This window comes from Streptomyces sp. NPDC026301 (genome assembly GCF_055567935.1).
The window spans coordinates 628,287-639,093 of record NZ_JBVHPN010000001.1 but is presented as its reverse complement, the minus strand read 5'-3'; the positions used below and the strand labels follow the sequence as shown (position 1 = coordinate 639,093).

Below are 10,807 nucleotides of genomic sequence, written 5' to 3'. Positions count from 1 at the left end.
GGGAGCCGCCATGCCGTACCTCCGTAGCAAGCGCTTGCCGGACAGAGCCCTGGCCGCCACGGCCGCCCTCGCGGCGGCCCTGGGCCTGGGGGCGCCGGCCCCCGCCGGGGCCGCCGAACCACCCCGGCCACCTGCCACCACCGCCGCCCACGATGCCTCCGCCGACCGCCCACACGGCTTCGCCTCCCTCGCGGGCGGCACCACCGGCGGCGCCGGCGGCCGGGTCGTCACCGTCCGCACCCAGGCCGACCTGGCCAAGTACGCCGCCGCCGACGAGCCCTACGTCATCCGCGTCGCCGCCGCCATCGAGGTCGCGCCGTTCGGCTCGGACATCGTCGTCGCCTCGGACAAGACGATCGTCGGCGTCGGCACCAGCGGCGAGATCGTCCACGGCGAGCTGCATCTGAACCCCGGCACGCACAACGTCATCATCCGCAACCTGACCATCCGCGACTCCTACGTCGACGGCGACTGGGACGGCAAGACCCAGGACTTCGACGCGATCCAGATGGACTCGGTGCACCACGTCTGGATCGACCACAACCGGTTCACGCACATGGGCGACGGACTGCTCGACGTCCGCAAGAACAGCGAGTACCTCACCGTCTCCTACAACCGCTTCGACACCCACAACAAGGCGTTCGGCATCGGCTGGACCGATGACGTCCGGACGCAGATCACCATCGACCACAACTGGTTCCACGGCACCAAGCAGCGCAATCCGTCCGCCGACAACTGCGCGTACGCACACCTCTACAACAACTACCTCTCCGCGCAGGTCGACGACGGCGACCCGGTCTGGTCGTACGGGAACTACGCGCGGGGCCGCACAAAGATGGTGATCGAGAACAGCTACTACGACGGCGTTCAGCACCCCTACCAGGCGGACGACACCGCCGAACTCGTGCAGCGCGGCTCGGTCCTCAAAAACACGACAGGGCGGCACGACACCCGCGGCACCGCCTTCGACCCGCACGCCTTCTACCCCTACCGGCCCGACCCGGCCGCCGCCGTGCCCGCGCTGGTGAAGAAGTTCTCCGGCCCGCAGCGCACCCTCGGCACCGACACCGTCCTCCATGTCCCCGCCGACTACCCCACCGTGCAGGCGGCGGTCGACGCGGTGCCGGCCGGCAACGACGGCCGGGTCACGCTGGCGCTCGCGCCCGGTACGTACCGCGAGCAGGTGCGGATCCCGGCCACCAAGCCGTACCTCACCCTCCTCGGCACCGGTGACGACCGCGCGGACACCGTGATCGTGTACGACACGCCCAACGAGTACGGCGGCTCGTCCGGCAGCGCCACCGTGCTGATCGCCGCGCACGACGTGACGGGGCGTCACCTCACCTTCGTCAACGACTTCGACGAGGCCGCGCACGACCTGAACAGCGAACAGGCGCTCGCCATGAAGACCACCGGCGACCGGATCGTCTTCGAGGACACCGCCTTCAAGGGCAACCAGGACACGCTGATGACGGACAGCCCGAAGCTGGACACCGTCAGCCGGGTCTACCTCCGCGACGCGTACATCGAGGGCGACGTCGACTTCCTCTACGGGCGTGCCACCACCGTCATCGACCGCTCCGTCATCAAGGCGCTGAGCCGCGGCTCGAACACCAACAACGGCTACATCGCCGCCGCTTCGACCTGGAAGAACAATCCGTACGGCATCCTCATCACCGACTCCCGCATCGTCAGCGACGCGCCCGCCGGGACCTTCCACCTCGGCCGCCCCTGGCACCCGGGCGGCGAGCCGGACGCGATCGGCCAGGTCCTCATCCGCGACACCGAGCTGCCCGCAGCCGTGAAGTCCGCGCCGTGGACCGACATGGGCGGCTTCTCCTGGCGGGACGCCCGCTTCGGCGAGTACCGGAATGCCGGGCCGGGCGCGGCCGTCACCGCCGACCGGCCGCAGCTGAGCGACGCGGAGGCCGCCCGCCACGAGGTGGCCGACTACCTGAACGGCGCGGACGGCTGGGACCCGTACCGCGGCTGACCCGCTCCCATCACGAGAAAAGAGCCGACCATGACCACCTTCCGCAGCAGCAGACGGACCCGCGCGAGCGCGGCGCTCGCCCTCACAGCGGTCCTCGCCCTCACCGCCACCGCCTGCGGCGACGACGGCAGCGGCGTCGCGGGCGAGACCGGCGCCGAGGGCTCCGGCAAGGGCACGATCACCTTCTGGGACAACAACGGCGGGGTGCGCACCGACGTCTGGAAGGAGATCATCAAGGACTTCGAGGCGAAGTACCCCGACATCGACGTCGACTACGTCGGGATCGCCGCGACCGAGGCGCAGTCCAAGTACGACACCGCCATCCAGGGCGGCGGCCTGCCCGACGTCGGCGGCATCGGCGCCGCGATGCTCGCCGGCATCAGCGCCCAGGGCGCCCTGGAGCCGCTGGACGGGCGCATCAAGGACAGTGCGCTCGACGGGAAGCTGAACGCGCGGATGGTGAAGAGCGTCCGGTCCGCGGCCGGCGGCAAGAAGCTCTACACGGTCCCGATGCACGCGACCAACGGCGTGCTGTACTACCGCACCGACCTGTTCAAGGCCGCGAACCTGCCCGCGCCCACCACCTGGTCGGCGTTCTACAAGGCGGCCGCGGAACTGACCGACAAGGGTGGCAACAAGTTCGGCTACACCATCCGCGGCGGCGCCGGCTCCATCGCCCAGGCGCTGGACGCGATGTACGGCCAGTCCGGCATCAGCGGCTTCTGGGAGAAGGACGGGCTGCACACCACCCTCGACGACCCGAAGAACGTCGCGGCGCTGGAGAAGTACGTCGCGCTCTACAAGAAGAACACCCCGGCGGCCGACATCAACAACGACTTCACGAAGATGGTCGCCCAGTGGGACAGCGGGCAGATCGGCATGCTCAACCACAACATGGGCTCCTACCAGGACCACGTGAAGGCGCTCGGCACGAAGAAGTTCCGCGGCATACCGAACCCCACGCTGGACGACGGCACCCGGGTGATGGTGTCCAACCCGGTCGACGGCCTCGGTCTCTTCAAGTCCGGCAAGAACAAGGCCGCCGCCTGGAAGTTCATCGAATTCGCGGCCTCCCACGAATCCAACAGCAAGTGGAGCGAGTCGGCCGGCACCATCCCGTCCAACCTGGACGCGGCGAAGGACGACTGGGTGCAGCAGTCCGAGACCACCAAGCTCGGCGCCGAGGCCCTGAACAGCGAAAAGACGAAGATCGTCGACCTGCCGTACTACCTGCCCGACTGGAACACCCTCTCCAAGGCCGACAACGAGCCCGCCTTCCAGAAGGTGCTGCTCGGCAAGATGACACCGAAGGACTTCCTGACCTCCCTCGCCGAGCAGTTCGACGCGGCCCAGGCCGAGTGGAAGCAGCAGAGCAAGTGACCGTCACGCGCCGCCAGGTGGCCGCGGCGTTCGCGGGCCTCCCGCTCGCGCTCGCCGCGGCCCCGTCCGCCGTCGCCAGTCCAGGAGGCCACCGCCCGATGCCCACCCTCCACCTCGCCGGCGACTCCACCGCCGCCCAGAAGTACGCCGACGCCCAACCCGAGACCGGCTGGGGCATGGCCCTCCCCTTCTTCCTCCACCACGACGTTCCGGTCGCCAACCACGCCGTCAACGGCCGCAGTTCCAAGAGCTTCGTCGACGAGGGGCGGCTGACGGCGGTGCTGACCGCCCTCCGCCCCGGCGACCTCCTCCTCGTCCAGTTCGGCCACAACGACGAGAAGACCGAGGACCCCACCCGGTACACCGAGCCCTGGACGACGTACCAGGAGTACCTGCGGCAGTACCTGACGGGGGCGCGGGCGCGCGGCGCGCGGCCGGTGCTGCTCACCTCCGTGGAGCGCCGGAAGTTCGACGCCGGAGGCAACGCCCTGCCCACCCACGGCGCGTACCCGGCCGCGATGCGGGCCCTGGCCACCGAGGAGGACGTCCCGCTGCTCGACATCCAGGAACGCTCCCTCGCCCTGTGGCAGAAACTCGGCCCCGACGAGACGAAGACGTACTTCAACTGGACCCCGGCCGAGCAGGACAACACCCACTTCAACCCGCCCGGCGCCATCGCCGTCGCCCGCCTGGTCGCGGCCGGACTGCGGGCCACGCGGCTGCTGGCGCCCGGCGACCTGCGCCGCCTCGACGACGACATTCCCACATCCTGGATCACCTGGCCGGAAGGGCACGGAGCATGACCGCGCGCACCACCCTCATCACGCTGGCGGGCTGCGCCGCGCTCGCCCTCACCACGGCGGGCCCGGCCCACGCGGCGCCGCCCCGCGACGTGCTGCCGGCCCACGACGGCTGGGCGTCGGCGGACGGCGGGACCACCGGCGGCGCGGGCGCCGACGCCGCGCACACCTACACGGTCACCACCTGGGCGGAGCTGCGGGCCGCGCTCGCCGACGACCCCGGCGCCCCGAGGATCGTCAAGGTCAAGGGCACCTTGGACGCGACCGGCGCCGGCTGTGCGGCCTTCGCCGCCGACGGCTACGACTTCGCCCGCTACCTCGCCGACTACGACCCCGCCGTCTGGGGCCGCGACCGCCCGGTCAGCGGCGAGCAGGAGGACCTGCGCGCCGCGTCCCAGCGGAACCAGGGCGCGGCCGTCAAGGCGTACGTCCCGGCGGACACCACCGTCGTCGGCGTCGGGAAACACGCCGGAATCGTCGGCGGCAGCCTCCAGATCCAGGACGTCGACAACGTCGTGGTCCGCAACCTCACCGCCGAGAGCCCGCTGGACTGCTTCCCGCAGTGGGACCCGACGGACGGCGCGACCGGCGCCTGGAACTCCGAGTACGACAGCATGGTGGTCACCGGCGCCACCCACGTCTGGCTCGATCACAACACCTTCACCGACGGCGCCCACCCCGACAGCTCGCTGCCGGAGTACTACGGCGAGGTGTACCAGCAGCACGACGGCGAGCTGGACATCGTGCGCGGCGCCGACCTGGTCACCGCATCCTGGAACGTCTTCGCCGACCACGACAAGACCCTGATGATCGGCAACAGCGACGGCGCGGCCGCCACCGACCGCGGCAGGCTCCGCGTCACCCTGCACCACAACCTCTTCCGCGACGTCGTCGAGCGCGCGCCGCGCGTCCGCTTCGGCAAGGTCGACGCGTACAACAACCACTACGCGGCCGGGCCGGACACGCCGTACGTCTACAGCCTCGGCATCGGCATCGAGTCCCAACTGGTCGCGGAGAACAACGCGTTCACCCTGCCGTCCGGCACCGGCGCCGGACGCGTCCTGAAGAAATGGAAGGACGCGCCGGTCACCGCGGCCGGCAACCGCGTCAACGGCCGCCCGGTCGATCTGATCGCCGTGCACAACGCGGAGGTCCCCGGGGAGCCCCTGCGGTCCGGCGCCGGCTGGACCCCCGCCCTGCGGACCCGCGTGGACGACCCGCGCGCCGTACCGGACCTCGTCGACCACCGGGCGGGGGCGGGGCGGCTGCGCTGACGCTCCACCGGTTCCCGCCGGTCGCCGAGACCGGTGATTTCGCCGATGTGCGAAGGGGCTGCACGGCACGAGAGTTGCGGTCGTCAGTGACCGTTACCGAGAGGAACCGTCGTGCAGCAGCACACCAGCGTGTCCGTGCGCATTCCGGAACGGCAGGGGACGAGCCGGCTCAGAACCCGGCTGACGCGGTGGGGGCTGGCCGGCCTCCTGGCCGCGGGCACCCTGCTCACCTCGCAGGCCGGGCCGGCCGGGGCCGCGGGCAACCCGTACGAGCGCGGCCCCGCGCCCACCGTCTCCAGCATCGAGGCGTCCCGCGGCCCGTACGCCGTCTCCCAGACCAGCGTCTCCGCGCTGAGCGTCACCGGCTTCGGCGGCGGCACCATCTACTACCCGACCTCGACCAGCGACGGCACCTTCGGCGCCGTCGCCATCTCGCCCGGCTTCACCGCCTACCAGTCGTCCATCGCCTGGCTCGGCCCGCGGCTGGCCTCCCAGGGCTTCGTCGTGTTCACCATCGACACCAACACCACGGTCGACCAGCCCGACAGCCGCGGACGCCAACTCCTCGCCGCGCTGGACTACTTGACCGGCCGCAGCTCGGTGCGCGACCGGATCGACAGCAGCCGGCTCGGCGTCATGGGCCACTCGATGGGCGGCGGCGGCACGCTGGAGGCCGCCAAGAGCCGTCCGTCCCTCCAGGCCGCGATCCCGCTGACCGGCTGGGACCTCGACAAGACCTGGCCGGAGATCCAGACCCCGACGCTCGTCGTCGGCGCCGACGGCGACACCGTAGCCCCGGTCGCCACGCACTCCGAGCCGTTCTATGAGAGCCTGCCCGGCTCGCTCGACAAGGCGTACCTGGAGCTGAACAACGCGACGCACCTCACCCCGAACACCCCCAACACCACGATCGCGAAGTACAGCATCTCGTGGCTCAAGCGGTTCATCGACAACGACACCCGCTACGAGCAGTTCCTCTGCCCGCTGCCCCGACCGAGCCTGACGATCGAGGAGTACCGGGGCAACTGCCCGCACACGTCCTGATCCCGCCCCGTGGGGCAGAGGGGACGGAGGGGTTCCGTGAACGTTTACACGCCAGTAACCTGACGGTCGTGACCGGAACGAAGACCGTGCCCGGAACGAATCCCCCGCCCCGGCGAGTCGCGCGCCGTACGTACGGGCCGTGCCCGGCGACGGCGCGCGGCCGTGCGGGAGAACGCGGGCCCCGCGCCGCGCGGCCGCCGGGGTGCCGCGCGTGACGCTCGGCCCGCTGGGCGGGCCCGCCGCGGCCGGCCTGCCCGAAGGCACCCGCCGGCTCCTGCTGCTGGCCGCCGCCGCGCAGGAACAGCACCCCGACGGGCCCGGCGCCGACGCGGCCCTCGTCCTGCGGGCCGCCGCGGCCGCCGGCCTCGGGGCGGCCGCCCTGGAACCGGCGGAGACGGCGGGCCTGGTCCGCACCGAGGGGGAGCGGATCCACTTCGACAGCGCGCCGCTGCGCCGGGCCCTGTACGAGGCCGTACCCCTCGCCCGGCGCCGCGCGGCCCACGCGCTGCTGGCATCGGCGAGCGCGCCCGACCGGGACCCGCTGACCGGCCTGCTGCACCGCGCCCTGGCGGCCGACGGGCCCGAACCCTGCCTCGCCGGGCGGCTGGCCGCCGCCGCGCGGACCGCCGGACCGCACGTCTCCCACGAGGAGCGCGCGGTCGCCCTGGCCGTCGCGGCGCGTCTCACCGGGCACGGCGCCGACCGCGCCGCCCGGCTGACCGCGGCGGCCGACCACGCCCGCCTCGCCGGCCGGCCCGACCGGGCGCGCGGCCTGCTCGCCCCGGTCCGTGCGCTGCCCGCCGCCGCGCCGGTCCGCGGCCGGGCCGCACTCGTCCACGGGCTGCTCTCGTTGCGCGACGGCCCGGTCGCCGACGCCCGCGAAGAACTGCTCCTCGCGGCCGGCCTGCTCCGCCCCCACGACACCGCCGCGTCCCTGACCGCCCGGCTCGCGGCCACGGAGGCGGCCTGGGCGATGGGCGACGCCGCCGCGTACGTGGAGGCGATCGCCGACGCCGGGGGAGACGGGGAAGCAGGCGCTTCGGAGGGCGTGGAGGCCGGCGTGGAGGTCGGCGCGGAGGTGGGCGCGGAGGTCGGCGCCCTCGACGACTACCGCGCCGGCATGGCCGCCGTGCTCAGCGGCCGGCTCGGCGCGGGCATCGGACCGCTGCGGCGGCTGCTCGCGCGCACCGGGCGCGCCGAGGACCCCGAAGTGCTGCTGCGGGCCGGGGTCGCCGCGCTGGTCGTCGGCGACCTCGCGGCGGCCTGCCGGGTCAACGCGCGCGCCCTCGCGGCCGCCCGCGCGCTGGGCCGCACCACACTCGTACCGCAGGCGCTGGAGCACCTGGCGTACGGGGAGTTGCGCGCCGGCCGGCACCCGCGGGCCCGCGTCCACGCCGAGGAAGGGCTGCGCACCGCGCACCTCACCGGACAGCCCAACATCGCGGCCCACCAGCACGCGATCCTCGCCCTCGTGGCTTCCGTCGAGGGCGACACCGACGCGCTGACCGCGCACGCGGCGGCGGCCGGTGCCGTCGCCGGCGCGCACGGACTGGTCCAGGTGTCCACGCTCGCCCGCTGGGCGCTGGCCCGCGCCGACCTGGGAGCGGGCCGCGTGGACGAGGCCGCCGCCCGGCTCGGCCCCCTCGTGCGACCCGGGCCCCGGCAGGGCCACTTCGCCGTACGCATGTTGGCCGTACCCTGCTACACCGAGGCGGTGGTGCAGGCGGGTACGCCCGACGCGGCGCGTACCGCCGTCGACGAGTTCGCGGTCTGGGCCGCTCTCGGCGCCGACCCCGCGGCCCCCGCCCAACTGGCCCGCTGCCGCGCGCTGCTCGCGGGAGCCGGTGCCGGTGCCGGTGCCGGGGCCGGTTCCGGGGCCGGGACCGAGGACCGCGACGCGGCCGCGGCCGACGCGTACTACGAGGCGGCCCGCGCGCACCACGAGGACACCACCAACGACTTCGAGCGCGCCCGCACCCTGCTCCTGCACGGCAAATGGCTGCGGCGCAGACGCCGGCCCGGCCCGGCCAGAGGGCTGCTGCGGGACGCGCTGGTCGCCTTCGAGGGGTGCGGGGCGCGCGCCTGGACCGAGCAGGCCCGCGCCGAACTGCGCGCCACGGGTGAGGCCCCCGCAGCCGGACGCCCGGCACCGCTCGCCGACCTCACCCCGCAGCAGCTGCGGATCGCGCGCTGCGTGGCGGAGGGCGCCACCAACCGGGAGGTCGCGCAGCGCCTGTCCGTGAGCCCGCGCACCGTCGACCACCACCTGCGCAACATCTTCGCGGTCCTGGGCGTGCGGTCCCGGGTGGAGTTGGCGCGCCTGGTGGACCGCGCCGAGCAGCCCACCGCGCCCCTGTGACCCCGGCGGTGCTTCACGCCGCGAACGGGGCGGCGAGCCCGGCCGGCGGCGGGTTGAGCCGGGCGAAGCCCTCCTGGCGCTGGTACGGGAAGTGCGGATACGGCGCGGTCTTCGCGCTCGCCGCGTCCAGCCGGGCCACCTGATCCACCGTCAGCTCCCAGCCCACGGCGCCGATGTTCTGCCGCAGCTGGGCCTCGTTCCGCGCGCCGATGATGACGGAGAACACGGTCGGCCGCCGCAGCAGCCAGTTCAGAGCGATCTGCGGGACGGTACGGCCCGTCTCCCGCGCGATCTCGTCGAGCGCGTCGACCACGCTGTACAGGCTCTCCTCCTCGACCGGCGGCCCGTAGTCCGCCGTCTCGTGCAGCCGGCTGCCGGCCGGCAGCGGCTGTCCGCGCCGGATCTTCCCGGTGAGCCGCCCCCAGCCGAGCGGGCTCCAGACCACCGCGCCCACGCCCTGGTCGACCCCGAGGGGCAGCAGCTCCCACTCGTAGTCGCGGCCGACGAGCGAGTAGTAGACCTGGTGTGCCACGTACCGCGGATATCCGTACTTCTCGGCCGCCGCGAGGGACTTCATCAGCTGCCAGCCCGAGAAGTTCGAGACGCCGACGTAGCGGATTTTCCCGGCCCGCACCAACTGGTCCAGCGTGGCGAGCACTTCCTCCACGGGGGTGTGCGCGTCGAAGGCGTGCAGCTGGAAGAGGTCGAGGTGGTCGGTGCCGAGCCGGCGCAGCGCGTCCTCGGTCGCCCTGATCAGGCGCGAGCGGGACGTGCCGGCGTCCTGCGGCCCGTCGCCCATGGGCAGCCCGGCCTTGGTCGACAGGATGACCTGGTCGCGGCGCCCCTTGATGGCCTGGCCCAGGACCTCTTCCGACGCGCCACCCGAGTACACGTCCGCGGTGTCGAACATGGTGATGCCGGCATCGAGCGCGATGTCGACCAGCCGCCGCGCGTCCTGGGCGTCGGTGGTGCCCCACGCGCCGAAGAGCGGCCCCTGTCCGCCGAAGGTGCCCGTGCCGAAGCTCAGGGCCGGGACCTTGAGGCCGGAGGTGCCCAACTGTCGGTATTCCATGATCGATCCTCTCGCGATGGCAAAAGACGATGAAGGCAACGAAGGCGATGAAGGCAACGAAGATGACGAAGGCAACGGAGATGCACGACCATTAATGGGTCAGGAGTTCCGTTAATCTGAGCGTTACCGTAGCAGGGATCGGAAGCTAATGGAACGGGAGTGCCGTTATGGCGGGTGAGGGTGCGGAGCAGCCGGGGACCGTGCGTCCGGGCGGGCGCACGGCGCGGGTGCGGGCGGCCGTGCTGGCGGCGGCCGGTGATGTGCTGGCCGAGCGGGGGCTCGCGGGGCTGGACCTCGCCGATGTCGCCCGCCGCGCGGACGTCGGCCGGACGACCGTCTACCGCCGGTGGGGGAGCCCGGCCGGGCTGGTGGCCGATCTGCTGGCCGACATGGCGGAGCAGTCCCTGCCGCGTACGGACACCGGCTCGCTGCTCGGCGACCTCAAGGCCAACGCCGCCCTCGTGCGGCGTACTCTCACCGATCCGCGGCAGGGCCCGCTGTTCAAGGCGGTGATCGCCGCGGCCGCCGGCGAGGCGGGCACGGCCGAGGCGCTGCACCGCTTCTACGCCGCGCGCATCGAGGAGTGGGCACCCTGTGTGCACCAGGCCGTCGAGCGGGGTGAGGTGCCGGCCGGCACCGACCCGCACGAGGTCATCCGCGCGGTCTCGGCGCCGCTCTACTACCGCGCGCTGGCCAGCGGTGACCCACTGAACGAGGGAGCGGCCGAGCGCGCGGCGGAAGCCGCCGTGGCGGCGGCCCGGGCAGGGGTGTACGTACGCCCCGCGAACTCATCGGGCGACGCGTAGAGCCACAGAGGGGGCCCCGACCGGTCGGGGGAGGCCGGCCGAGGCGGCTGGGTGCGGATACCGATGGCGGTCGCCTCGC

The 10,807-nt window shown here is 73.1% G+C and carries 8 protein-coding genes; 7 read left to right on the top strand and 1 reads right to left on the bottom strand.

Annotation, left to right across the window (positions count from 1 at the left end):
* Positions 1-10: 10 nt before the first annotated feature.
* The 6 genes from ACZ4MH_RS02785 to ACZ4MH_RS02760 all read left to right on the top strand — a co-directional run bounded on the left by ACZ4MH_RS02785 (position 11) and on the right by ACZ4MH_RS02760 (position 8,850).
* Positions 11-1,993 carry a pectinesterase family protein gene (locus ACZ4MH_RS02785; RefSeq protein WP_351599752.1) on the top strand — a complete coding sequence of 661 codons (1,983 nt, stop codon included), beginning with the start codon at positions 11-13 and terminating at the stop codon, positions 1,991-1,993.
* Between the two features lie 30 nt (positions 1,994-2,023).
* Positions 2,024-3,373, top strand: coding sequence for an ABC transporter substrate-binding protein (locus ACZ4MH_RS02780; protein WP_351599753.1), 1,350 nt, complete (start codon positions 2,024-2,026; stop codon positions 3,371-3,373).
* On the top strand, positions 3,370-4,176 hold the full coding sequence (locus ACZ4MH_RS02775; protein WP_351599754.1) for a rhamnogalacturonan acetylesterase: 807 nt from the start codon (positions 3,370-3,372) through the stop codon (positions 4,174-4,176). Before ACZ4MH_RS02780 ends, ACZ4MH_RS02775 begins: the two co-directional genes overlap by 4 nt.
* Positions 4,173-5,447: a pectate lyase family protein gene (locus ACZ4MH_RS02770; RefSeq protein WP_351599755.1), complete on the top strand. Its 1,275-nt coding sequence runs from the start codon at positions 4,173-4,175 to the stop codon at positions 5,445-5,447. Before ACZ4MH_RS02775 ends, ACZ4MH_RS02770 begins: the two co-directional genes overlap by 4 nt.
* Before the next feature lie 135 nt (positions 5,448-5,582).
* Positions 5,583-6,491, top strand: a complete 909-nt coding sequence (bdeA, locus tag ACZ4MH_RS02765; protein WP_467753909.1) for a bis(hydroxyethyl) terephthalate hydrolase — start codon at positions 5,583-5,585, stop codon at positions 6,489-6,491.
* Between the two features lie 211 nt (positions 6,492-6,702).
* Complete coding sequence (locus tag ACZ4MH_RS02760; RefSeq protein ID WP_467753852.1) at positions 6,703-8,850, top strand: LuxR C-terminal-related transcriptional regulator; 2,148 nt, start codon at positions 6,703-6,705, stop codon at positions 8,848-8,850.
* A gap of 13 nt (positions 8,851-8,863) precedes the next feature.
* Here ACZ4MH_RS02760 and ACZ4MH_RS02755 read toward each other — a convergent pair whose 3' ends face one another.
* Positions 8,864-9,922, bottom strand: coding sequence for an aldo/keto reductase (locus ACZ4MH_RS02755; protein ID WP_351587104.1), 1,059 nt, complete (start codon positions 9,920-9,922; stop codon positions 8,864-8,866).
* 167 nt (positions 9,923-10,089) lie between these two features.
* Here ACZ4MH_RS02755 and ACZ4MH_RS02750 point away from each other — a divergent pair, with 167 nt between their 5' ends.
* The gene (locus ACZ4MH_RS02750; protein ID WP_351587102.1) at positions 10,090-10,728 is read left to right on the top strand and encodes a TetR/AcrR family transcriptional regulator; all 639 of its coding nucleotides are present in this window, start codon (positions 10,090-10,092) and stop codon (positions 10,726-10,728) included.
* Positions 10,729-10,807: the final 79 nt, after the last annotated feature.

Excerpts from the sequence above, each read along its gene's own strand:
- ACZ4MH_RS02785 (WP_351599752.1), top strand. The coding sequence starts at position 11 with ATGCCGTACCTCCGTAGCAAGCGCTTGCCGGACAGAGCCCTGGCCGCC.
- ACZ4MH_RS02780 (WP_351599753.1), top strand. The coding sequence starts at position 2,024 with ATGACCACCTTCCGCAGCAGCAGACGGACCCGCGCGAGCGCGGCGCTC.
- ACZ4MH_RS02770 (WP_351599755.1), top strand. The coding sequence starts at position 4,173 with ATGACCGCGCGCACCACCCTCATCACGCTGGCGGGCTGCGCCGCGCTC.
- ACZ4MH_RS02755 (WP_351587104.1), bottom strand. The coding sequence starts at position 9,922 with ATGGAATACCGACAGTTGGGCACCTCCGGCCTCAAGGTCCCGGCCCTG.
- ACZ4MH_RS02750 (WP_351587102.1), top strand. The coding sequence starts at position 10,090 with ATGGCGGGTGAGGGTGCGGAGCAGCCGGGGACCGTGCGTCCGGGCGGG.